Raw genomic sequence first — 23,376 nt, 5'->3', positions numbered from 1 at the left:
ACAAGAGTAGGAGTTTGAAGTCTGAGCGATAGTTCGATCGAGCATGACAATTGTATGCTAGCCCGCGATCACCATATCGGGTTGAGCATTGGCTGACGCGGGAGCGCGCACGTGACAAGCGACGGCGCGGCCGTCGGCCATCGACGTCAGCGGCGGCACGTCGATGCGGCAACGGTCGACGGCGAGCGGACAGCGCGGATGGAAGGCGCAGCCCGTCGGCGGATTGATCGGGCTCGGCACCTCGCCTTCTACCGGCGCCTCCAGCCGCGCCCGCGTCGGATCCGGCACCGGAGCTGCTGCTATCAGCGCCTCGGTATAGGGGTGGACCGGCTTGGCGAAGAGTGCCTCGCATGTGGCCAGTTCGACGATGCGACCCAGATACATGACGGCGACGCGATGCCCAATGTGCTCCACGACGCCGAGATCATGCGAGATGAAGACGAAGGCGATGCCCATCTGCTGCTGGAGATCCATCAGCAGATTGAGGATCTGTGCCTGCACGGAAACGTCCAGGGCCGAGACCGCCTCGTCAGCGATGATGAGCGAGGGCTTGAGCGACAGGGCGCGCGCAATGCCGAGCCGCTGGCGCTGGCCCCCCGACAGTTCGGACGGAAGCCTGTGCATGATTTCGGGCCCCAATCCGACCTTCTGCAGAAGGTCTGCGGCGAGCGCCTGGCGCTGACTGCGGCCGAGGCGCTCGAAGTTCTCGACGGGTTCGGTGATGATCTGGGCGGCGGTAAGGCGTGGGTTCAGCGAAGAGTAAGGATCCTGAAAGACCATCTGCATCCGCCGGCGAAACGCCCGAAGCTCGTGCTTCTTGAGCCCCGCAATATCGGTTCCTTCGATAAGCACGCGCCCGTCCGTCGGTTCCATGAGCCGCATCAGAAGCCGTGCGACGGTGGATTTACCGCAGCCGGATTCGCCAACGATGCAAAGTGTCTCGCCTGCTTCGACGGAAAAGGATACAGCCTCCACGGCCCGCACGACCGGGCCATTCTTCTTCAAGATACCCGCACTGAGCGGGAAATGCTTGGTCAGGCTTTCGACTTTCAACAAAGGATCACTCATACGCCCATCACCTCTTCGGCGCGCCAGCAAGCAGCGGCGTGCGCCGGTCCGACATACTTAAGAACGGGTGTCTTTTCCCGGCAAATGTCGATTGCGAACGGACAACGCGGCGCAAAGCTGCACCCGACGATTGGATTGCGCAGGCTCGGCACGATACCGGGTATTTCCGGAAGGCGGCTTTGCTGACCGCGCCGCCGGTCAGGCACAGAGCGCATAAGGGCCTGAGTATAAGGATGCGCAGGCCGCGCGAACAGATCCGTCACAGTCGCTTGCTCGACGATCCGGCCGGCATACATCACGATCACACGTTGGCATGTCTCGGCCACAACGCCCAGATCGTGCGTGATGAACATCACCGCGGTCCCCGTGCGCTCCTTCAGATCAACGATCAGCCGCAGGATCTGCGCCTGGATGGTGACATCGAGTGCAGTCGTTGGCTCGTCAGCGATCAACAGCTCCGGTGAGCAGGCAAGAGCCATGGCGATCATGGCGCGCTGGCGCATACCACCCGACATCTCATGGGGATAGTTGTTGGCGCGACGCTCCGGGTCCGCAATGCGGACGAGGCGAAGCATCTCTTCAGCCTTAGCCATTGCGGCCGCCCGGGAGGCTCCCGTGTGGATCTGCACCGCTTCAGCGATTTGGTGACCGACAGTGTAGACCGGGTTGAGGCTCGTCATCGGATCCTGGAAGATCATGGCGATCTGATCGCCGCGAATCTTTCGCATCTCCCGCTCAGAGAGATCGAGCAGGTCGCGGCCGTGAAAGCGGACCTCGCCGCCGATGGTCCTGGCGGTCAGCTTCGGTAGTAGGCGGAGGATCGACAACGCGGTGACGCTCTTGCCGCATCCGGATTCGCCGACGACGCCGAGCGTCTCGCCTTTCATCACCTGGAAGCTGATGCCGCCAAGCGCGCGGGTAACGCTATCTTCGCCAAAAAAATGCGTCTCCAGGTCTCTGACGTCGAGAAGCACTTCATTGCCCACGTTCTGATGTATCTGCATGTTACTGCCTCCGCTTTGCGCGGGGATCGAACAGATCGCGCAGACCGTCGCCGAGTAGGTTGACGGCTAGAACCGTGATGGCAAGGCAGATGCCGGGGGCGAAGATCGTCAATGGGGAGATGGAGATAAAGAGCCGAGAGCTTGAGATCATGTTGCCCCAGCTGGCAATCTCGGGCGGCACGCCCACGCCGAGGAAGCTCAGCCCGGCCTCTGTCAGAATCGCATCTGCGCAGACGATGGCGCTTTGCACCATAAGAGGCGGAATGGTGCTGGGCAGGATATGCCGCCACAGCACTTTGGGTAGACGCGCACCGCCACAAAGGGAGGCCTCCACATAGGGCCGCTCCCGAACACTCAAAACCACCGAACGGACCAGCCGCGTGACGCTTGGCAGCTGTGGGATCGTGATCGCGACGATGAGAATGCCCAATCCCGGTCCTGTCAGAGAAATAAGGGCGATGGCCAGCAGAATCGTCGGGATCGACATCAAGCCATCCATTATGCGCATGACGATGTTGTCGAACCGGCGATTGTAGCCAGCGATAACACCAATCAGAACCCCGCCCACAGCCGCGCAGGTCGCCGAGAGCAATCCGACCATAAGGGAGATTCGCGCGCCGAAGATTGTTCGGGCAAACACGTCACGGCCCAGATTGTCGGTTCCGAACCACATCTCGACCGAAGGCGGCTGGAGGCGCTTGAACGGGTCCATGTTCACCGGGTCGCCGGCGTAAATGGGCGCGGCGAGCGCCAGAATGATCAGCAGCACGAGGAGTCCACCGCCTATCAGGACCAGCGGGTGCCGTCTTGCCAGACGAGCAAGACCCGATAGTCGGGGATGGGCCCTCGGCAGGGCTTCAATTGATGGAGAGATTAAGGTCATAATCAGTACCGGATGCGAGGATCGATCAAGGTGTAAGAAAGATCGACCGTGAGATTGATAAGGACGTATAAACCCGAAACCAGGATAAGCACGCCTTGTATGATGGGGTAATCGCGGCCGTTGATCGCATCGACCACCAAACGACCGATACCCGGTATATTGAACACGGTTTCCGTGATGACGACGCCAGAGATCAGGCCTGCGAAACTTAAGCCGATCACGGTGAGGATCGGGACGCCGGCATTCTTCAAGGCATGGTGGAAAAGCATGGCATAGGACGAAGCGCCTTTTGCAACAGCCGTTCGCATGTAATCTTCCGACAGAACCTCCAGCATGCTCGCCCGCGCGATCCGGGCGATGAACGCAATGTAGGGAATGCTCAAAGTCACGATCGGCAGGATCAGGTGCACAAACCAGGGCCCGAAGCCTTGATCAATAGGCTTGTATCCTTGGACCGGTAGCCAATGCGTTGTGATAGCGAAGAAGTAGATGAGGAAATAGCCAACGACAAACACCGGGAGAGAAAAGCCAAGCGTCGCGAATGCCGTCAAGATGCGATCAACAAGACCGCCAGCGCGCCACGCGGCCAGGATACCGAAGGAAACCCCAATCGTCACCGAAACGATCATCGTCAGGACCGTCAAGGAAAGGGTAGGCTCGAGCCGCTGCGAGATGAGCTCCAGGACCGGCCGGCCGGCAAAGATCGAGGTGCCGAAATCGCCGCCAAGCATATCCCGCACCCAACGTATGAACTGAACCGGCATGGGCTCGTTCAGTCCGAGCTGCTCGCGGATGCCAGCAATCATCTCAGCCGTAGCCGACTTGCCGGCGATGATGGCTGCCGGGTCGCCAGGCGCCAGCCTGAGAAGCAGGAAAACAAACATCCCGACCATCGCCATCACGGCGACGGTCGAAACCAATCTCCGAAGAATGTAAGCAGCCATTAGACCGCGGCCTTCTGCATGTTCCACAGCGCCGACGGCATCTTTAAGGCCGTTCTAACGGCAAGACTTGTTTTCATGAGGTCGCGTCGAGAGAGTGTCATCTGCAGTTCCCTCTTTTGTTTGTGTTGCAGCCATTCCGCCTTCGACATGTAGTCGATGGCGGCCAAGCGCTGTGGTTTGAATATTCAATATCCGACTTTTGACGAGAATGCAACATATGTATTATAACCTAAAAGATAATTCAAATGGTTCGCCGCGACGTTTGCTTTGCAAGACTGTGGGTCCGCAAGCACCAATGCCGTTCTCGCCATTTATGGACCGATAGCCGAGACGCTAGGCTCTGCAAGTCCGAGGACGATGCAGACAGGAGGAGAGACAAGTGAACTTCATCGTCACAGCTGGCAACAAATGAAAGCGCCCCGCCCACGGTGTCGCCACCGGCTCCGCGAGGTAGCGCTAACCGCGCGGCGCATATACCCACGGCAATCCTCTTGGCGATTGCGGAGCGCTGTAGATGAACTATCGCGCCGCATTGGCGAAATGACAATGCGGCGTCTCTCGCGCTTCGTTCTCAGATATTCGGTCATCGAGCCGTCGTCCACCAGACGGTTACCGCCAGTCGTGAAACGTAGTAGAGGGTCCCGTAAAGTATTGCGTTTGTCTTGGGGTGTTCACGGCTCTGAAACGGAGATGTGATCATGAATCGCTACCAGTTTTGTGCACGAACTTTCGCCTCATGGAACCTCTCTGCCGACCAACACGTGCGGCGAGCAACGAATCGAACACCGACATGCCCGGTGCGGGCGGCCCGCACGTGCAAGTGCTGATCGATCCGTCGCCGTGAAGGCGCATCGCTCGGCTTCGGATGGTAAACGCGGGACAAAAAGGGTCGCCGACCGCACGGCGGGAGGCGAGCTTCTGCAACGTCTGCCGGACGCCCGCACTCTGCATTTGCCGAGAAGGGCTACGATTCAGATGCGATCCGAAGCCACGTCAGTGCCAGTGGTACCATACTAATCCGACATTAACTGGCGCGGCACGTCTGTCCACCCTCTCTCAGACACCGTAGTCTTGCCGAGGGGCATCGCGTCCTTGATCAGTTAATTGCCAGGGAAAATTTGGTGCTGAACAGGTCGGCATACCCTTTGTGATGGTCAAGCGTTTAATCGTGCCTGCAATCGCCCAATTCGCGCCGCTCATCAAAGCGGTTTCGGCCTTTTTCGCAGCATCCATTGCGCTCTGCGGCAAAGTAAGCAAAAGGCGTTTACGTGGGGTTCCAGTGCCTCGCTACGGGCCAGCGTGCATCCGTTTAGTCAATCGGCGATGCGAAGATGAAGGGCCCGACCATCACCATAACGGCGATGGTCGAGATCATCCTGCGAAGGGTGTAAATGCCAACGGTGTCCTCAGGCCTTCTGCAGATTCCACATCACGACACGCTGCGGTATCTCGATGAGGTCGGTGAGTGTGTTGCGGCGTGCACTTGGGCGCACCCTTTGTCCCAGCCTAATGTCGCCGACGAAATCCCACCATATACCTTGCATCTTTCGAGCCAGTGCCTTACGCTCCTCGAGCGTTTCAACGTCCGGCCATTTGGCCCGGAGTGCCTCATATTCGTCGTTCTTCGGCCAGCCGAACCAGGCTTTCTCGCCCCTCGCGTCTAGGAAGACTGCGGTGATCGGGTCGCTTTGGACGATATCGGAGTCCTCCGTGATGAAGATGCTCCAGCCGCCGCTCTCAACGGGGCCCTTGTTCGCCCGGCGCGCGACAATCCCGCCCCAGTCGCTCGGCGCAAGCTCGGCATTGACACCAATCTTCTGTAGAGCAGCCGCTACAAGCTGCGCGGCATTGCTGGCCTCCGCCCAGCTCGTGGGTTGGAGAATGACGACCTTTTCGCCCGCATATCCCGCCTCCGCGAACAGTTGCCTCGCCTTTTTCGGATCGCCCCCCTTCTTGTACCACCCCGTGTTTTCATCGTTGGAATAGAGCGTATCATTTCCGAATATTGACGTAACGGTGTGGCCGTATCTTGGATCGGGGGCCGTGACGCGCAGGATCGCCTCCTGGTCGATGAGGTGCAGCATCGCTTGGCGCGCCTTCACATTGTTGAATGGCTTCTGCAGGTGGTTCATGCGCAGGCACATGTCATCGCCACTCTTGTCCAGAACCTGGAGTGCAAGGTTAGGATCGTTCTCGATCGCCGCATAAAAATCGGGAGGTGATGTTTGAAGGAAATCAATCTCTCCCGCCTGCAAGGCCGCCAAGGCAGTCTGGTCATCGGCGATAATGTCCCAGATGATGCGATCGACGTTGACGACTTTCCCGCCTGTAAATCCGTCGGGAGCCTCGCTGCGCGGCACGTATTTCTCGTTGCGATCATAGGTGAAGCTCGCGCCTGGTTTGGCAAGAGCATGGTTAAACTTGAACGGTCCCGATCCGATGTTCGCCGTCACCTGTTCGGTTGCGGGGCGATCCGCATCCCTCTCGCGCATGATGAACAGCGAGCTCCCTGCTACTGTCGCCAAGAGATCGATCAGCAGCCCCAACGGTTCCTTGAGCGCGATCGTGAAGGTCTTGTCGTCCTTCTTCGAGATATCCCTGGCCCGTTCCATTAGCAGTTGTCCGCCGGAAGTCTGGCCCCATCGGCGGATCGAGGCGACACAGTCGGCCGCGGTGAGGGCAGTGCCGTCGTGCCAAGCCAGACCATCCCGGAGTTCGAACGTATAGGTCTTCTTGTCGTCCGAAACACCCCACTTCCCCACCATTTGCGACTGCGGCAAAAGGTTGGAGTCGAGCGCGAACAGCATGTCGTAGATAGCCAAGCCATGGTTCTGGGTCGTGCCAGACGTCGTAAAGATCGGGTCGAAGGCGGTTAGGGCATCGCTCATCACCATGCGGACCGTCCGCGCGGCGGTTGGCGCCGTCTGTGCCCGCAGGACCGACGGAATCGATAAAGCCGCACCAGCGGCCAGGCCGGCCTTAATGACGTTGCGTCGAGAAATCGACATGTTCCAGTTCCCCTTTTTTGAGTTAGTGACGCAGTCGATCCCCACCCTTTTTAGTGCTGTTGCTGCACCACGAGTGAGGCATCCGATTTTAAAAAGCGCGGGCTCTCCATCCTCCAGTCGAATGCCTCGTAGGACGACTGCATCCTGAACTGTAATGCCTGACGGAGGGATGTATGCGCCAAAATGCATCGGTTGCTGAAATATCGACTGCAGAAACTGGCTTGGTTTGAAATGACACAGCCTCTGCTCGACACGTTCGCGTTCGCGAACGCGGGAGGTGGGACATATGGCACCTCTGGGTTATGTATGACCAACGCGAGGGCGCTCGCGCCAAGTCGTTCGGTAGCATTCTTCCATGAGGCAATAGGGGGTCAATTCTTCGCTTCGCTTGACACCTGGCGTAATAACGTATTGCGTTGCGTTTAAAACAATAGCTCGACCGGACCTCTGTGATACGAGGCGCATGTCTCTTGCTGCTTCCGAGCCGCTCGCCGAACTGGACGAGCTGCGTGCCCTAACTGCCCATCGCAGGCGGAGCTTTATGCCAAAAACCTCTATATCGGGAAGCTGAAAGCCCAGCTTGCGACTTTGAAGCGTGCCCGTCCACTCCTCCGAGAAACTCGATCGTCTGGCCTGATGTGGTGGACGGCCTCCGCTCCCGGCATCGCCCGGCATCGCAATGTGCCAAAGTGTGGCTGTCGAAAGTCACATGAGGGAGAGCCGTCCACCACATCAGGTCAGCGTCATTTGCCAACGGCGCGTTATCCGCGACAGAGCAGCGGTCCAGCTTGCTATCACCTCAAGACGGAAGGCCAGATCACCAAGCTCAAACTCATCAATGACAAATGGACGGTCGTGGGAAGCTCGATCTGCTTGAAGCTAGAGTCATTGGAGTAAGCTGATCTCATCGAGATTGCGTCAGAGCCCCGTTACGATGCCGATTGCCGGGCCGTTGGGATTTGCAGCCTCTGGCGCCGCACCGCTGGCGCCGGTTCAAACTATCGTATGACAGGGCCTTTGCCGAAAATCTGCACGATGTCGTCGGGCTCTACGTCTCCCCTCCAGCCCATGACATCGTCCTTTCCGCCGACGAAAAGAACCAGATCCAGGCGCTCGACCGGACACACCCGGGGCTTCCATTAAAGAAGGGCCAGGCGGCAGCACGATGGCCCACGAGTACAAGCGCCATGGCACACCATCTGGTTTGCTGCCCTCTATGTTCTCAAGGGCTCCACAATCGGCCTCAACATCCAGCGTCACCGGCATCAGGAGTTCATCCGTTTCCTCAAAGAGGCGGAACTGCCGAAGGATAAGGCCGTCCACGCCATTCTCGACAACTACGCGATCCACAAGCAGCCGAAGATCCGCGCATGGCTGGCAAGGCATCCGCGATGGACCTTCCACTTCGTTCCGACATCATGTTCATGGCTGAACGCCGTCGAGAACTTCTTCGCTAAACTGACACGCCGACAGTTGAAGCACGGCGTCTTTCACTCCGTCCTCGACCCTGCAAACGGCCATCAACCGGTTCATCAAAGAGCACAACCAAGAACCGCGACCCCTTCGTCTGGAAGGCAGATTCCGACGAAATCATTGCCGCCGTCAAAGGGGGGCACCAAGTGTTGGAACCATGCACTAGACGACGCGCATCGTTCCGCTGAGCACGTCGCGCTCGTCCGGCGCGGCGTGCACGCGCCATTCGACGCGGTCAGGGAAAAGTGCGAAGACGCTGGTGGCGAGGGTCTGGGCGTAGTTGTTGTGCCGGTCTGTGTCGCAATAGATCGGGCTGGTCTCGTCGAAGAGCACCGCCTCCGCCCCCCCCGCGAGCGCACCTTCCGCGATCATCCGGTCCGCCCCCTCCTGCCGGGTGCGGGAAGAGAGGGTGATCGTCTGCTCCAGTCCTTCGAACTCTCCGAAGAGCAGGTGGTTAGCATGGGCTCGGGCGGAGGCCACTTCCCGAACCGCGCAGCCCGAAGCCGGCGCTTCGACAGAGGCGAGCCGGCGCGACTTCGCCTCACCGAGATTGTGATGAAAACCGCTGGCGCGGTCTTTGCGTTTCAGGATCTCGAGTGCTTCGTCCAGCCCTCTCGCGCTGAGGATCGCGCGGCAGATGATCGCCCGTGACACGCCTGGCTGAAGATCGTGGGGTGTGATGTTGTTGATCGTCTGGACGAGCCCGGCCTCGTTCAAGCCGAATGTATTCCCCGGTAACATGCCGGGAGTTGTGAAGCTGCTCCAAGCCGGGCCCTCGTCGGGCTCGACCTCGACCCAGAGACAGGCGCCGAGAAACGCCGCACGGTCATCCTCGTTATGGGCGATGACCGCGGGGCCGTCGGCTTTCGCCGGAATCAGGAGTGAAGTGCAGCCCGTGGCGGCGATGGCTTTCGTTGCTGGGGAGACGTTTTCGGGAAGCCGTAGGTCGGCCCGGCAGTTCCAAAGGAAGAGTGTTTCGAAATCCTCTCCAGAGCCCGCAGCGATCCCCTCGATCTCGCGCACGAAGCGGGGATAGGCCGCGCGGGCGGCGGATTCCAGGGTCTTCAGATACTCCGATCCGCGCCAGCGGGCGTCAAGCGCACGATAGTGCTCGGTGCTTAGGGCGCGCTCGCGGAAGCTGGAGGCACTGGCCTGCCCAATTGCGAAGCCGATGGAGAAGGCGTCGCCCTTGGCGCGGAGGCGGGAGATGGGATTTCTGGACATATGACTACTTTCTGCGAGTCGGGGTTAAGCATTGGACAACCGGCCCGAGGCGCGCCTTGAGCTCCCCCGGCAGGAGATCGGTTTCATGCTGTGGCTCGTCGGGTCCTACTGCTCAGCTGCAGGAGGATATAATGCGCATACGAGAATGCGACCAAAGCGCGATCATCAAGATCGACAGCGAAATGGTCGGCATCAGCCGATGCTACATAAGTTGGAGAACGGAGCGCCCCGTGAAAATTGAGGCCCGGAGGACGCTGCCGAGGAGGCTGGGCTCCCAATGTGTGAACTGGCTCAGCAGGGGCTCGTCGAGTCTCGGCTGGCCGCAGATCAAATGTGAGATGGCCGCTTCGCCGGCGACGACGGCAGCCGAGTCGCCGGACGCCAGGCTGAGACGCACGAAGATACCAACCATTGCCGTCGCTGCAATAGTTGAGACCATCCTGCAGGGCATGTAGACTTCCATCGCGCCCGCAGACCTTCTGCAAGTTACACGCGGTGCTGAAGCTCACCATTGAATAACCTTATGGAGCACATATTTTCGAAATCGTAACTCCTTGCGGAGAGGCCTGTGCGCCAAAATGCATCGGCTGCTGAAATACGGATTGCAGAAACTGGCGGACTCTGAAATGTTCCATCCTCTGCATCGGTCCGACCCGGGGATTATCTGAATACGCTATTTTATCCGCCGCCCGCTTCTGTTCGCACATCGAGCGCGTAGCGAGGGTATCGCCGAACACCTGGGTGGCGAGCTGTAGTAGCGAGACTGCACGCCAGTTATCTCGCCCGGCCACGCGAGGGTGTTAAGGCAAAACGTATTGTCTACAACCCGGATCGCGGTGTTGCCCGCGTCGATCCGGAACTCGCGGAACTACTGAAGGCAGCGGGCAAAGCATTCTGATGGCTCTGGTGTGGTGTGCTTGCTCAGCAAACGACTCTTTTCGAGTGTCTTTATGCTTCAGCTGCGGCTGCTGTTCCGCCGAGCAAGCCCAAGTGTAAAATTTGTTATTTAGAGATAGTTTGAGCTGGCTCGGTTTGCGGGTTAAAAGATAAACGGAGGACAAGGAACTCCCACATATTCGCTCCGGCCTGCCGTGCAGTTCTGACATACGCATTCGGAAAGACTCACGGTCTTAAATCGGCCGCGTTGCGAATTCCCTCTCAACGGCTTCATCGATGGGAGTGTCATAGGTCATCAAGATGAAGCCCAATATGGTATAGAAGCCAACCGTCGCGATAAGGTCGAATGTGGCTTGCCTTCCCATGGCGTCAGAAACCTCATTCTCGACATCCAGAGGCAAACGCGATGCATCGAAAAGTGCGTCGACAGCGCGGGCAATGAGCCCATCCTCTCCCTCTGGCGAGCCTCGCATCGCGGAAATGCGTGTGTCCGAAATCCCGAGTGCACGGGCACGGCTGACATGGTGAGCCCACTCATAGGGCGAGCCCATCCGATGGGCAGCCCGTAGGATCACAAGCTCAGACCGAACAGCACCAAGAGCATTGTCTATGACAATGTGTTGCCGCAGCGGAGCCCATGCCTTCAGCAAGGCGGGGTGATGAGCCATTGTCCGGTAGACGTTCAATCCACCGGCAAAGCCCGCCTTCATATCCGTGATCTCGGTGGGCCAGTCTTCTTCGCTCATGGGCGGACACGGAGATTTCGTGATGGTAGATTCTTTCATGACAGGGACAGTCTCCTAGCCCGCGACAGCAGCATTGATCGCCGCAGCGAGCCGTTCTACGATCAGGTCGATCTGCTCCGGCTGAATAATGTATGGGGGCGCCAGCAGCACATGGTCCCCGTTTATCCCATCGATGGTGCCGCCCATCGGGTAGCACATCAGGCCCCGCTGCATCGACTCCCTCTTGATTCGGGAATGAAGTTTGCGCGATGGATCGAAAGGCTGCTTGGTCTCCTTATCCACCACTAACTCCACACCGCGGAAAAGACCGCGGCCACGGATGTCGCCAACGTAGGGCGATTGGCCGAGGGCGGCATCAAGTCCGGCCTGGAGACGTTCGCCCATTTTGGCAACGTTCGACATAGTCTCCGGGCGCTGCAGGATTTCAACCACTTTGCTGGCCGCCGCCGCCGCGATCGGATGACCAATATAGGTGTGTCCGTGCTGGAAGAGACCCGAGCCGTCCGCAAAAGCTCGATAGATCTTCTCAGAAAGCAACACCGCACCGATCGGCTGGAAGCCGCCGCCCAAGCCCTTCGCAATGGTCACAAGCTCCGGAACTATCCCTTCCTGCTGCAGAGCAAAGATCGTACCGGTTCGGCCCATTCCACACATTACTTCATCGAGAATAAGCAAGATACCGTACTTGTCGCAGACCTGCCGAACCCGTTTGAAGTAGTCAGCAACGGGCCCGACCGCGCCGAGCGTTGCACCCACCACCGGTTCGGCTACGAAGGCCATGACCTTGTCTACGCCCAACTCGACAATCTTGGCTTCCAGTTCTACGGCGAGTCGCTCGGCATAGGCCTCCGGTGTTTCGCCTACCTGCATGTCGCGATAGGCATAGCAGGGCGAGACATGATGGGTTTCGGGCAGGATTGGCTTGAACTGCGCGCGGCGCCAGGCATTGCCGCCTGTTGCCAATGCGCCAATCGTATTTCCGTGGTAACTCTGCCGACGCGCTATGATATGGCGCCGCTGGGGCTGCCCAATTTCGACGAAATACTGACGCGCCATCTTGAGGGCAGCCTCGACAGCTTCAGAACCGCCCGAAACCAAGTAGACGTAATCGAGCCCTTTCGGGGCGAGTTCAACGAGTTGCTCGGCCAACCGCTCAGCCACGTCGGTTGTAAAAAACGAGGTGTGGGCGTAGCTGATCCGGCCCATCTGTGCCTTCATCGCTTCCAGGACTTCCCGGTGATTATGGCCTAGGCAACTGACCGCGGCGCCACCTGATCCATCTATGTAGCTTCGACCTTCGCGGTCCGTGATGTAGATTCCTTCTCCCGCTACGGCTGTTGGGAGCCCTATACCAATCGTTCGATGAAGGATTCTGCTCATTGTAATCTCGGAGTTTCTACTAGGCCCATGCGCTGGTGCGCTCGATCTTCTGATTTGCAGGTTTCTAGCAAAAATGCAACATATGTTTTACTAAAACGGATTGTGCTGCATTTGTTTTCTTTCCAGTCACGTTGAAAATGGGCAAGCGCGCAAGTTCCTTGGTGTTTGACTTTTTCCTTCCTGCGAGACATGGTTCACTTGCATTAAAGCAGCTAACGCGAGGCAAATGTTGCAAAAGGGACCTCTGCACACACGTATCATAGAACGATTTGACGACATGTCTGAACAGTTGCAGCGTGCGGCTCGGCACATCTTGGAGCATCCGCAGGAAGTGGCGCTCGTTTCGATGCGCGAGTTAGCTCGCAATGCAGACGTGCAGCCCTCTACAATGACGCGGTTGGCGAAATTTCTTGGCTACTCCGGATATGAAGATTTTCGTGGTGAGCATGCTGACGTTATTCGAGTAAGCACTGACGGATTTGTCGCACGCGCGTTGCAGAGAGACGAAGGTGCAATCGACGGTGAGGGTTTGGCATATCGAATGCTCCAGAGTCTCTCCGTGCAAATCGCTCGTCTCTGCGAAACCGGTACACTCTCTAGCCTAAGCACAATAGCCGACAGACTGGGAAAAGCTCGGAGGATCTATGTTCTTGGGCTACGCTCTTGCCATTCAGTAGCATGGCATTTCCACTACGTTATGACCTTGCTTGGCGAGAAGTCCGTATATCTCGATGGTCCGGCCGGCACGAGCGGCGATGCACTCATTCGTGCCAGCGCCGACGATGTCCTGTTGGCCATTTCTATTAGCCCTTACTCACTGCAGACGCTCGAGCTTGCCGAGGCCGCCCGTGAAAAAGGCATGGGTATTGTTGCGATTACCGATAGCGAGGTTTCCCCGCTCGTGACGATTGCGGAGCACATCGTCCTCTTTCCCGCCGAGAGCCAAACCTTCTTTCATACGTTGACGCCGGCTCTCGCCGTCTCGGAGGTCTTATGCGGGCTAGTGGCCGCCCAGGACCGAGCTGCAGCGCTTGAAGGCCTGAAGCAGGCCGATCGCCACCTTTCTTCGATGAACACGTACGCGACAACCATTCCGCGGCGAAAGATCTGAACCGATTTTCACCCAACAGGCCATAGGCCGTTCGGTGCGCGCCTGTAGCCAGAGGGTAACGCAACGGCATACATTTGCGCTGGCCCTGCACCAACACATTCTGATAATGAACAAATTCGACGCCGCGAAGGACAACATCTTGGACATCCATCGTTCTGTCACGGTACCGCGGCGGAATCCGCGACTGTCGGATGGCGACGATCACTTAAATTATCAGCTTCAGCATGACGTATGTGTTTGGCATCGCGGTGACTTCGGCGAAAGCAAACTGAGTTTTCCGAGTGAAACACGGTCGACGAATTCCATCGTCCGCCTGTCAAAGCCACGCCCACGTCCGGCCGAGTGTCGTGGTTGCTCCCACTCCGTCCCAGCGGCTACGCAAAGTATGGCTGTGAAACTGCACATCGCCAATGTTAGCTCGCTGCGCTTATTGACCTGGGGTGCCGAGGCGCCGGCTGACGTCGTCCACAAGAAGGCAGAGAAAGGTCGTTACAGGACGCATTGCTCCATTGCTCCTAGCAGGCTGTTGAAGAAATCAGTCGCGTTCGCAGACGAAGCCTGAATCGTCTCCGTTGTGGATGTAGAAGTGCCCGACAAGGCGTCCGGCGGAGCCGAGAGCAGCCCATCCGCGACCACAGGCCGGGTCGCCCTCGTCTTGTCCCTCCCACGAGAACTCCGCACAGGCTGATCCATCGCGCGCGCCATAGCGGACATCGAGGAAGCCTTTGAGCGCGACGAAGGCGATTTCTCCGTCTGCTGCGCGCTGGAATGTCAGATGCGCCTCTTCGACGAGATCGAGAACGTCGTTGTCCCAGTTGTCCATCTCGACGATGAGCCAGCGACCGGCGAAGGCCTTCGCGAAGGGAGACACTCTGGCCATCAGCCTGTCTCCGTCATGAGCTTCGGCAACCGCACCAGATTGTAGGCTGCGGCCGCGAAGGTGAAGGCCCATCCGACGCGGTCGCGGCCACGGAACTTCGTCTTGTCCTGCCCGGCGACGGTCTTGATCCAGCCAAATGCCTCCTCGATGCGCTTGCGAATGCGCAAGCTGACCCCATAGCCGCAATGGCGCGTGGTGCGACCATCAATGGCCGAGCGGCGACCATTGACGTTCTGCGTCACATGGGCGTCACCTTCATTGACCGCAAATCTTGGACGAAGTCCTTTGTGTCATAGGCCTTGTCGGCACCCAGCGTGATCGCTTGTGTCCGCTCAGTGAAGGGCTCGATCATGTGCAGCGCGGCTATCCGTTCAGCATATCCGCTGGCCTCGGTCAGGCAGGCATCGACCAGCAGGCCATGGCGGTTTTCCATCAGCCCGTGCCCCATGAAGCACAGCTTGGCCTCCTTGCCTTTGTCGAAGCGGGCTTATTTCAGTCAAGACCGAGTATCGAATTCGCGAGTGCAAACTGGATGCATTCCTTGATCTCATGGCAGAGCGGCCGCGGGCCCTAAGCCGCGGCGGAACTCGCTATTGGAGTCTTCAACGATATCTCCAAACGCCTTCTCATAGGGCCGAGTCATACCGTAAGCGACCTGGACGGACTATCTTCTACTTAACTACCGCCTCTCACCTGCGGACAAAGCACCAGGGTGCACCATCCGCCAGCGCTCACCATTCTCATCGAGCGTGCCTGGGCCGTAGGCCGAATAGTCACCCATGAGGCGAAAGCTTGCCGAAAGACGCCAAGGTTGAGTTGGGGGCCGTCATCGCCGTCGGCTGGTCGGCTAGCACCAGCTTTCTGCACACAACGAATCGCCGGAGCGATCAAAAGTATCGTTCCGGCGCTGCCGTTTGCGGACGACGCGTTTATCGTCTTCGACGCTGCCGTCGACGGCGCAATCCAGACGAAGGTTCGAAAACGCCTGCCAGCCTCCGTTCGGCCAACCGGCTCTATATCATTCGACTGTACACGCCGGCAAGTTCACCCAGCGCGTACGGGCAAACTCAATCAAAGTACGCCGCTTTTTGACGCAGACATTGCACATGAGCTGCGATTTTGCTCATCTGTTTAACTGCGCAATCTGATGAAATCAACCTATTGCTGGCTATGATCAGCGACATCGGAACTGAGGCAGAAGTGCGCACTAGGCCACAAGCTGCTGCCAAGTGGGTGGATATCTTGTGGTTTCTTCAAGCGATCTGGACTTTAGCACGGGTAGCAATCAAGATTTCGGTCAAATGTACCGCGACCAGCGGTAAGCCTCCGCTTAACAAACGAAGAATATTTAGAGGCGACTCTGCAGCATGACAGACATCAAAACGTTCCGGGAACTACAGAGCGAGGCGACGGAATGGCGCCGCTATCTCCATGAAAATCCGGAGTTGGACTATCGCCTGGAAAATACAGCAAGGTACGTGGCTGAAAAGCTAGCCTCTTTCGGAATCAATCATATTGAGACCAGGATTGCCGAAACCGGCCTAGTCGCCCTAATTCAGGGCAAAGGCGGAGTGGGGCCAACAATCGGACTCAGGGCAGACATGGACGCTCTTCCGATCGTTGAAGCTTCTAACAAACCATGGTCGTCGAAAGTCCCTGGCAATATGCATGCCTGCGGCCACGATGGACACACGGCCATGTTATTAGGTGCAGCGAAACATCTGGCGACAACTCGGAATTTCAAGGGGACTGTAGCGTTGATCTTTCAACCGGCGGAAGAGGTAGAACTTCCGTCTGGGGCTCTGAAGATGGTTCAGGAGGGGATCATGGACCGCTTCGGTATATCCAAGGTTTTCGGGATGCACATTACGCCTGGCGTCGATATCGGCAAGTTCAGCATCTGCCCTGGCCCGATCATGGGCTCGCAGGACGACTTTGATATTATCGTGAAGGGTAAAGGCGGCCATGCAGCACACCCCCATCGCACGGTTGATCCCGTCGTTATCGGTGCTCAGATCGTTTTGGGTCTACAGGCCCTTGTTTCCCGCAGAACAGACCCTTTGAAATCTCTGGTTGTATCAATCACCAAGCTGAATGCTGCCCAAGCATACAATGTTATTCCTGATCGAGTCGAGATTTCCGGGACGGTTAGAACTCTTGAGCCAACGCTTCGAGATTTCGCTGAGCTAGAGATTCCTGCTGTTGCTCGTGGGATTGCTCAGGGATTTGGCGCAGATATTGAATTCAAGTACATGCGTTCGGTGCCTGCTACAGTCAACCACCCTGAGGAGACAAAGACGGCGATGAGCGCGGCACGAAAGCTTGTCGGGGATTCCTGTGTGAACGACTCACCCAGAGTATCTATGGGCGGCGAAGACTTCTCTTATATGCTAGAAGCGCGACCTGGGGCCTATATCCTAGTTGGTAACGGACCGACTGCTGCATGTCATAATCCGGCGTTCGATTTTGATGATGACGCGCTACCTTACGGCATTGGTTATTGGGTCAAGCTGGTTGAGGAGATTTTGGGACGTGAAGCCGACGTTTGCTTGGCGGAGCGATAAGTGCGCGGTATCTCCCTTTGCGATCGCTGAACTGTTTCCTGCGTGGTTGCACTCATTTCCACGTGCGTGCGCAAACAGTCCCCCCTAGTCTAATGCCCGTGCCAGCGGCGCTCTTTTTCCGGGGGGCTCTTGATATTGTCAGCATGCGCCGGTCCTTTTTGTCCGTGCGCCGGCCGATGATCGCCTTGAGATCCACGTCGCGCAGGTTCTTGGTGTGCAGGGACAGCGCGTTGCCCACGCGTAGCTCCCCCCTTTATTAGCAGATGCCAGATGACGACGAGCTTGCGCTCGGTCGCGAACCTTGAACGCCATGGATGAGGCCTTGCTCTTGACGCTGACAAAAGCGCATCGTCGGTCGAGAGACCGCTTCGGCGATCGCTTCTGCGTGGGCGGCATCGTTCTTCTGGGGTTTGACGAAAGGCTTCACGCAGGCAGGAATGATCAATCTGACATTATGATCGAACTTGCTGATCTCCCGTCCCCAGTAATACGCGCTGGCGCATGCTTCCATCGCGACGATACAGATGGGCAGCTTGGCGAAAAACTCGAGCAATCTGCCGCGGCTTAGTTTTTTGCGCAGGGCAACCCTCCCGTCCGGACCTGCGCCGTGGATCTGAAACACGTTCTTTGCCAAATCCAAGCCAATGATGGTAATGTCGTTCATGGACGCCCTCCTTGCTGGATCTAAACACACCCGCACTTTGGCACATTTGATGCCGTCGGGGGGCGTCCACTCCACCGGCTCCCACGCCTCGTTCACAACGAGGACAACCTGGTGGGTCTCCACCATTTAGCCGCACTCCTTTGGCCTTCCGTTTAGACTGGTAGGAACCAGGCGCCGGCGCTAACTCTCAGCACTGCAATAGATTTGCAATGAATCCTTTGAATAAATTTGCAAAAACTTTGCGAACAGAGACCCCTGACCATTGTACCTTCATCCCAACGTCTGAGATCAGACAGGGCAGAAAGATAGTGAAGCATGCAACGTTGGAGGAACGACCTATGGCAAGAAAGGCGCTTATCCTGGTTGAAGGCAGTGTAAGGGGTACTGGTCCGCAATTCGTCCGAGCGGCCCAGCGTCTTGGCCTTCACCCAATTACCCTAGCGGCTGATCCAGCTCAGTACGACTATATTGCGACAGAAGGGCTTGAAGCAATCCGCGTTGATACGGAGAATCTCGATGCGCTGATCTGTGAATGCTCCCGGCTACGTGCGCGCTATGACATCGCTGGCATTACGAGCGTCCGAGAGGATGTCTATATCACTGTTGGCAAGCTCTGTGGCCATTTCGGATTGCCGGGACCGAATCCCGTGTCCATTGAACGATGCTGCGACAAATTCACTCAACGCCAGCTCCTCGCACAATCGGGCGTTCCCATACCCGCTTATCGCTTAGCAACGAATGCGAGGGAGATAGAAACCTCTGCTGCGGAGATCGGCCTGCCGGTAATTCTTAAGCCAGCCGTGGGTATCGGCAGCATTGGTGTGCGATTGTGCCGCAACATTGATGAGTTGGCGGAACATACGAACTATCTGCTTGGCGAAAAGCGCATCCGCTGGTCTTCGCCGAGGATACTCGTCGAAGAATTCGCACAAGGCCCATACTACGGGGCCAATATGATGGGAGACGACGTCATTGCGATTGGTGCTGCAGAGTTCGGCCCACCACCCCATTTCGTCTTTCGTGAGTACACCCATCCGGCCCCACTGACCGATGAGGAGTATAAGCGCATCGCCGATGTCTCGGTGGGCTGTTTGCGAGCTCTTGGCCTTGGCTGGGGGCCAACCAACGTTGAATTCCGGTGGACAAAGCGTGGCCCAGTCGTCATCGAAGTCAATCCACGTCTTTCGGGCGGGGATCCTCAGTTGGTCCAGCCTGCGCACGGCATTGATCTCGTCACCGAGCACATCAAGCTTGTCACCGGCGACGAATGCGACTTGCGCAGAAGACACTCGCAGACTGCGACCATGCGGTCCCTAATTCCTGATCGCGATGGCATTCTCGATTGGATCGATGGCGACATTCGCGCGGCTGCCCAACCAGGTGTCGTCGATGTCAAATTGTACGTTCAGCCCAATACGCCGATCGTCAGGAAAGGCGATTACCTAGACTCGATAGGATATGTCATCGCCGCGTCAACCAGCCCAGCTCAGACGAAGGCGATACTTCAGAGCGCCGTCGAATTAATCGATTGGTCGATCACACCATTTCCGACACCGGGCAAACAGGAGCAATCATCGACCCCGCACGACCAACAACCAGCGGACGTTGCGTCAGATAGGAGGTGATCCCTGCCGAAAAAATGGTGCAAGTGGGAACGAGAGAGATGAAATCTCTGTGTCCCCGGTGCGTTGAGGAAGCCGCTGTTAATGAGCATCGCGCGTTCTCTTGCGGCGCAACCGCGTATCGGTGGTGCGGCGCTCCTCATCCATGATGCCCATCTTGATGGTATCTCTGTATATGCCGATCAGGGCCTCGACGCGATCAGAGATGTCGACGGCGAGGGTTCTCCTCGGGGCTACGCGGCGGCGGCGTTCGCACCGATGTCGTGCAGCACGATCAGGCTGAACGGGCGTTTCAAGGGAATCTGTTTATGCACTACTGCGGCCTAAATGCTTCTAAGGGAGACCACAACGTGCATCGTCAATGCCGAACGCAGGAGGGTAGAGAGGAAGTCGCGTCAGTCCGGAGACGATCGCGAAGTTGATCGCGAGCGCGACGAACAGCCCACCGCTTTCGGCATTGACGGAATGGCGATAGCGCGTTTTTAAAATTTCTGCTTTGCCCACTTTGGCATGAAGTAGCTTCGGATCTTGACGAGTGCTTCAGCGACCGCTGCGGCAATCCGATTGGGCGGCCGGCCCAGTAGCTTCACTGAGCTTGCGGATCGGCGCTATGATATCGCCAGTCACGGCGTGGCCGCGGATGACCGACCGCCACTGCTTCTGCGAGAAGCCTGTCCCCATCAGGAAGCTGATGTGCCAATCCATGGTATCGAAGGTTCGGTCGTCGATCCTGCGGAATCTCGGTCGGTGATCCTCAGGGGTTTCGGCAAGGCTCGCCGAGATCCGGTTATATTCCGCAACGATGGTCTGCACGGCCTGGTGCGCTGTTGTTTCCATCGGCATATTATCCAAGACCTCTGAACCGGTGAGCTCCGGGATCCACTGGCGTGGGTCAATGAACTTCAGGCTTCGCAGTTCTTGCGACAACTTGCTCGAGATAACTGGGACCTCTGTGTCTTGAACATCACCAGCTTGCCATGACCGCCCGTCTTTCGGAATTTGCAGTCGCCGCTCACCATGAGCTTCCGCAAGACCTGCTGCATTTATCGGAGCGGTGCAAATCCATCAACTTTTCCTCGGACGGCTTTCGTTTCGGCAAGCAAGTCGCGATATTCAACGCCATGCATGACAAAAAGCTCGCGGGCCAGTTCCGGCAGAGATTGATCAGCCGCTATTCGCTCCAACAACGGTTCGAGCCGACACATGCCAGTGGCCGCGACGATGCCGAATTCCATGGCAAATCCGCGAATGGCATTGGCGAGTTGCGTCCGATTACGGATTAATCTCTCTCGTACACCCACCAGCATCAAGGCAGCCTATTGGTCTGCGGTTTTCACCGGAACAAATCGCATGGTGGGTCGTAAGCGCTCGTTTCCACGCACGTTGACGCGATCGCTTTCAGATGGACGCATCGGATCGGTATCAGGCTACCGTGGCCTTGGGGAAGTTGAAGGGGAGAAGATCGTCGATATCGGCGTCTTCGGTCCGCTGAGGCAACTCAGTGAGGACGTAGCGTAACCATGCTAACGGCTCGATGCCACCGGCACGACATGTCAGCATGAGGCTGTAGACGATGGCGCTGGCCTTGGCTCCGTCGACGGTGTCGCTGAACAACCAACTCTTTCTGCCAGTTGCAAAAATTCTGATATCGCGTTCCAAAAGATTGTTGTCGATCGGCATACCGCCATTTTCGGTGTAGCGCGTCAGGTATTCCCATTGATTCAGGGTATAGGAGATGGCGTCTCCGAGCTTGCTGTCCGGCAAGACCTTCGGGGCGATTTGGTCGAGCCATTGCTTGAGAGCATTGAGGATGGGGACGCTATGTTGCTGGCGGAAGCGGCGAATGCAGTCGGCCTGCGTCTCGCCCTTGTCCGGTTTTTCGTTCCGCGCCTGCCCTTCAACCCGGTAGAGTTGTTCAAAGAACCGGAGCGCCTGCTCCGGCGGTCCGCCACCCGTCTTTCTGGCCTTGAAGGCCTCGACGAAGCGCCGCCTCGAATGGGCCATGCATCCAATATGAGTTGCGCCCTCCAGCGTTCGCCAGGCGGTGTAGCCATCGCTGATCAATATCCCGCGGTAATCGCCGAGGAAGGCCTGCGGGTGTATTTGGCCGCGGCCCGGCTGATAATCGAGCAGCACGATCGGCTGGTCACTGTCCTCGCCGCTCCGGTAGGCCCACATATACGATGTGTCGGCGGCTGCCCTGTTCTCTTCCTTCAGGACCTGAACCGTCGTCTCGTCGCCATGGATGAGCGGCTGTGATCTGAGCCGCAGTTTCAGCACGTCATAGATGCGATGCAGGTGCTTCTCGCTTGAGCCGATCACCCAGTGGCCCAAAGTGCCTCGGCTGATAGGAACGCCGGCGCGTTCGAAGGTCTGCGCCAGGCGGTAGAGCGGTGTGCCGTCGACGTATTTGTGAACCAGCGCAAAGGCCGTGGCGATGCTGCCTGGCAAGGGCTGCGTCGGCATCGGCGCGGTCACGACAGGCGTATTGATCCCGGTGCGGTCGCAATGGCGGCAAGCATATTTGAACCGCACATTCTGTAAGACCTTCGCCTTCACTTCGATATGAAGCTGTTCGGTAACGGTCTCGCCCATGCGATGCATCTGGCCACGACAGCAAGGACAGGCCTTCTGATCGTCGGCAAGATCATACTCGACGCGCTCGCGCGGCAGGTTTTCCGGCAGCGGTCTGCGGCCGCGTTTCTTTCCCGTCGTGCCTTCGACGGATGGCAGTCCTGTGTCCGGAAGGTCGACGACCTGGTTCTCTTCGCTGTCGGCGTCATCCTCATCCGCAGCCTGCTCGGCTTCATTGAAGATGCGATCAATGTGCTTTTCGCTGCGGGGCGCAAAACGATGCAGCCGTGCCAGCGCCAGCTCTTCCTCGAGTTTGACGACGCGCTGCGAGAGCGCTTCCTTCTCGGCTTTCAGCGCGGCGATTTCGGCAGCATTGGCCGCCAATTGCGCCATCAGCTCTGCAACGCTCGGTTCGCCGGAATCTGAACCGTCCCGCCGCGTCAACCGCAGAATTCGCTGCCGTCAGCCAGCAAATTGATATTGCCGTACCGGGTGGCGAACCATCGCATCGATATCGATGCCGTCGAGGATCCAGTGCAATTGTTCGGTCGTAAGCGTGACCACCGGCACCTCACGGCGCGGCCATCGGAACTTGTCCTCGGTCAACCGCTTCAGCACCAGCACAAAGCCCGATCGATCGAAGAACAGGAGCTTCATCCGGTCGCGACGGCGATTGCAGAAAGCAAAAACCGCAGGCGCAAACGGATCGAGTGCCATCGTCTCCTGAACCAGAACCGCAAGGCTATTGATGCCAGCCCGAAAGTCGATCGGTTCGCGATGCAGGTAGACCTTGATATCAGCGCTCAGTCTGAACATGACCCAACGCCCCGATTACCGCCGCCACCGCTCGCACATCACTGCATTCCAGCGTCAGCTGCACTCCGTTCGGCAGCGACGCGTTCACCTTGGCCGGAGATGAAAGCTGGTTTGACCCATCCGGCGCCGGCAGCCTCACGCTGGGAGTACTGCGCCGCAAGTCCACTGGACGACCACCGTCCTGCCGAGACACGACCCCCGCCGCAGCCGCTTCCAAGTGAACCGGAATAAACGCCGGCGTGGAAGCCGGTGGCAACCCGTCCGTCTTCGCTAGACGGTGCTGGCGTATCCACTTCCAAAGAAGGTTCGCATTGACCCCATGAGCTAATGCGAGCTGAGCAACCGACGCACCGGGCTGCAAACAGCTTTCGATGAGACGGGCCTTCGATACGCCATCAAACGCCCGTCGCCCACTCGGATGCACAACCGTCACCCGCAGCTTCTGCCCATCACTTTCCTCACCTGGTGTCCACCTCTTTTCTGGTGGACACCTCATGCCTCAGCACACTCAACAACAA

At 57.9% G+C, this 23,376-nt stretch carries 18 protein-coding genes and 6 pseudogenes; 7 read left to right on the top strand and 17 right to left on the bottom strand.

The genetic code is table 11. From position 1 onward, the window contains the following. Positions 1-57: 57 nt before the first annotated feature. From RGR602_RS22555 to RGR602_RS22540, 4 genes are read right to left on the bottom strand one after another with little or no spacing between them, the layout of a single operon-like run. Complete coding sequence (locus RGR602_RS22555) at positions 58-1,068, bottom strand: ABC transporter ATP-binding protein (protein WP_040114314.1); 1,011 nt, start codon at positions 1,066-1,068, stop codon at positions 58-60. Beyond that, complete coding sequence (locus RGR602_RS22550; protein WP_040114313.1) at positions 1,065-2,072, bottom strand: ABC transporter ATP-binding protein; 1,008 nt, start codon at positions 2,070-2,072, stop codon at positions 1,065-1,067. Before RGR602_RS22550 ends, RGR602_RS22555 begins: the two co-directional genes overlap by 4 nt. Position 2,073: 1 nt before the next feature. After that, positions 2,074-2,955, bottom strand: coding sequence for an ABC transporter permease (locus RGR602_RS22545; RefSeq protein WP_040114312.1), 882 nt, complete (start codon positions 2,953-2,955; stop codon positions 2,074-2,076). A 2-nt stretch (positions 2,956-2,957) separates the two neighbouring features. Further along, positions 2,958-3,899 carry an ABC transporter permease gene (locus RGR602_RS22540; RefSeq protein ID WP_040114311.1) on the bottom strand — a complete coding sequence of 314 codons (942 nt, stop codon included), beginning with the start codon at positions 3,897-3,899 and terminating at the stop codon, positions 2,958-2,960. Between the two features lie 799 nt (positions 3,900-4,698). On the opposite strand from RGR602_RS22540, the pseudogene RGR602_RS39845 reads away from it, so the two are divergent. After that, positions 4,699-4,906 (top strand): annotated as a pseudogene (locus tag RGR602_RS39845) (IS5/IS1182 family transposase); the annotation flags it as partial. 49 nt (positions 4,907-4,955) lie between these two features. Here the strand turns inward: RGR602_RS39845 and RGR602_RS37505 are convergent. Together RGR602_RS37505 and RGR602_RS22535 are read right to left on the bottom strand one after the other, a co-directional pair. Continuing rightward, the gene (locus RGR602_RS37505; protein ID WP_166677516.1) at positions 4,956-5,132 is read right to left on the bottom strand and encodes a hypothetical protein; all 177 of its coding nucleotides are present in this window, start codon (positions 5,130-5,132) and stop codon (positions 4,956-4,958) included. Between the two features lie 173 nt (positions 5,133-5,305). Next, entirely contained in the window at positions 5,306-6,907 is a 1,602-nt protein-coding gene (locus RGR602_RS22535; protein ID WP_040114310.1) for an ABC transporter substrate-binding protein, read from the bottom strand. A gap of 953 nt (positions 6,908-7,860) precedes the next feature. On the opposite strand from RGR602_RS22535, the pseudogene RGR602_RS36195 reads away from it, so the two are divergent. Beyond that, positions 7,861-8,568: pseudogene (locus tag RGR602_RS36195) on the top strand (IS630 family transposase); the annotation flags it as partial. Here RGR602_RS36195 and RGR602_RS22530 read toward each other — a convergent pair. The 3 genes from RGR602_RS22530 to RGR602_RS22515 form a co-directional block, all read right to left on the bottom strand. Beyond that, positions 8,543-9,604, bottom strand: a complete 1,062-nt coding sequence (locus RGR602_RS22530) for a C45 family autoproteolytic acyltransferase/hydolase (protein ID WP_040114309.1) — start codon at positions 9,602-9,604, stop codon at positions 8,543-8,545. The pseudogene RGR602_RS36195 and the gene RGR602_RS22530 overlap by 26 nt on opposite strands. A gap of 1,130 nt (positions 9,605-10,734) precedes the next feature. Then, complete coding sequence (locus RGR602_RS22520; RefSeq protein WP_170250832.1) at positions 10,735-11,286, bottom strand: carboxymuconolactone decarboxylase family protein; 552 nt, start codon at positions 11,284-11,286, stop codon at positions 10,735-10,737. A gap of 15 nt (positions 11,287-11,301) precedes the next feature. Further along, positions 11,302-12,627, bottom strand: a complete 1,326-nt coding sequence (locus tag RGR602_RS22515) for an aspartate aminotransferase family protein (protein WP_040114307.1) — start codon at positions 12,625-12,627, stop codon at positions 11,302-11,304. A 226-nt stretch (positions 12,628-12,853) separates the two neighbouring features. Here RGR602_RS22515 and RGR602_RS22510 point away from each other — a divergent pair, with 226 nt between their 5' ends. After that, positions 12,854-13,738 carry a MurR/RpiR family transcriptional regulator gene (locus RGR602_RS22510; RefSeq protein ID WP_040114306.1) on the top strand — a complete coding sequence of 295 codons (885 nt, stop codon included), beginning with the start codon at positions 12,854-12,856 and terminating at the stop codon, positions 13,736-13,738. A 535-nt stretch (positions 13,739-14,273) separates the two neighbouring features. Here RGR602_RS22510 and RGR602_RS22505 read toward each other — a convergent pair. Both RGR602_RS22505 and RGR602_RS22500 read right to left on the bottom strand, forming a co-directional pair. Then, on the bottom strand, positions 14,274-14,618 hold the full coding sequence (locus RGR602_RS22505) for a hypothetical protein (RefSeq protein ID WP_040114305.1): 345 nt from the start codon (positions 14,616-14,618) through the stop codon (positions 14,274-14,276). Then, positions 14,618-15,093: pseudogene (locus tag RGR602_RS22500) on the bottom strand (transposase); the annotation flags it as partial. The gene RGR602_RS22505 and the pseudogene RGR602_RS22500, both read right to left, overlap by 1 nt. A 14-nt stretch (positions 15,094-15,107) precedes the next feature. On the opposite strand from RGR602_RS22500, the gene RGR602_RS37500 reads away from it, so the two are divergent. Together RGR602_RS37500 and RGR602_RS22495 are read left to right on the top strand one after the other, a co-directional pair. Further along, positions 15,108-15,401, top strand: a complete 294-nt coding sequence (locus tag RGR602_RS37500; protein ID WP_223844071.1) for an MFS transporter — start codon at positions 15,108-15,110, stop codon at positions 15,399-15,401. Between the two features lie 584 nt (positions 15,402-15,985). Next, positions 15,986-17,182 (top strand): M20 aminoacylase family protein, encoded by a 1,197-nt coding sequence (locus tag RGR602_RS22495; protein WP_040114304.1) that lies wholly within the window; start codon positions 15,986-15,988, stop codon positions 17,180-17,182. A gap of 334 nt (positions 17,183-17,516) precedes the next feature. Here RGR602_RS22495 and RGR602_RS22490 read toward each other — a convergent pair. Next, a pseudogene (locus RGR602_RS22490) lies at positions 17,517-17,846 on the bottom strand (IS110 family transposase); the annotation flags it as partial. Between the two features lie 338 nt (positions 17,847-18,184). Between RGR602_RS22490 and RGR602_RS22485 the strand changes: the two are divergent. Together RGR602_RS22485 and RGR602_RS37970 are read left to right on the top strand one after the other, a co-directional pair. Beyond that, positions 18,185-19,471 carry an ATP-grasp domain-containing protein gene (locus RGR602_RS22485; RefSeq protein WP_040114303.1) on the top strand — a complete coding sequence of 429 codons (1,287 nt, stop codon included), beginning with the start codon at positions 18,185-18,187 and terminating at the stop codon, positions 19,469-19,471. Between the two features lie 81 nt (positions 19,472-19,552). Continuing rightward, on the top strand, positions 19,553-19,795 hold the full coding sequence (locus RGR602_RS37970; RefSeq protein ID WP_040114302.1) for a hypothetical protein: 243 nt from the start codon (positions 19,553-19,555) through the stop codon (positions 19,793-19,795). Between the two features lie 155 nt (positions 19,796-19,950). Here the strand turns inward: RGR602_RS37970 and RGR602_RS22475 are convergent. The 5 genes and pseudogenes from RGR602_RS22475 to tnpA form a co-directional block, all read right to left on the bottom strand. After that, a pseudogene (locus tag RGR602_RS22475) lies at positions 19,951-20,371 on the bottom strand (UPF0149 family protein); the annotation flags it as partial. A gap of 130 nt (positions 20,372-20,501) precedes the next feature. Continuing rightward, positions 20,502-20,829: pseudogene (locus tag RGR602_RS36190) on the bottom strand (IS110 family transposase); the annotation flags it as partial. A gap of 61 nt (positions 20,830-20,890) precedes the next feature. Then, a complete protein-coding gene (tnpC, locus tag RGR602_RS22465; RefSeq protein WP_052451704.1) occupies positions 20,891-22,435 on the bottom strand; it encodes an IS66 family transposase in 1,545 nt (514 codons plus the stop codon). 69 nt (positions 22,436-22,504) lie between these two features. Further along, positions 22,505-22,858 carry an IS66 family insertion sequence element accessory protein TnpB gene (gene tnpB / locus RGR602_RS22460; RefSeq protein ID WP_040114300.1) on the bottom strand — a complete coding sequence of 118 codons (354 nt, stop codon included), beginning with the start codon at positions 22,856-22,858 and terminating at the stop codon, positions 22,505-22,507. Continuing rightward, complete coding sequence (gene tnpA, locus RGR602_RS36185; RefSeq protein ID WP_133941618.1) at positions 22,839-23,354, bottom strand: IS66-like element accessory protein TnpA; 516 nt, start codon at positions 23,352-23,354, stop codon at positions 22,839-22,841. Before tnpA ends, tnpB begins: the two co-directional genes overlap by 20 nt. Positions 23,355-23,376 lie beyond the last annotated feature (22 nt).

The sequence above is a fragment of the Rhizobium gallicum bv. gallicum R602sp genome, assembly GCF_000816845.1.
Taxonomy (GTDB): domain Bacteria; phylum Pseudomonadota; class Alphaproteobacteria; order Rhizobiales; family Rhizobiaceae; genus Rhizobium; species Rhizobium gallicum.
This window is presented reverse-complemented; position numbering and strand designations above follow the sequence as displayed.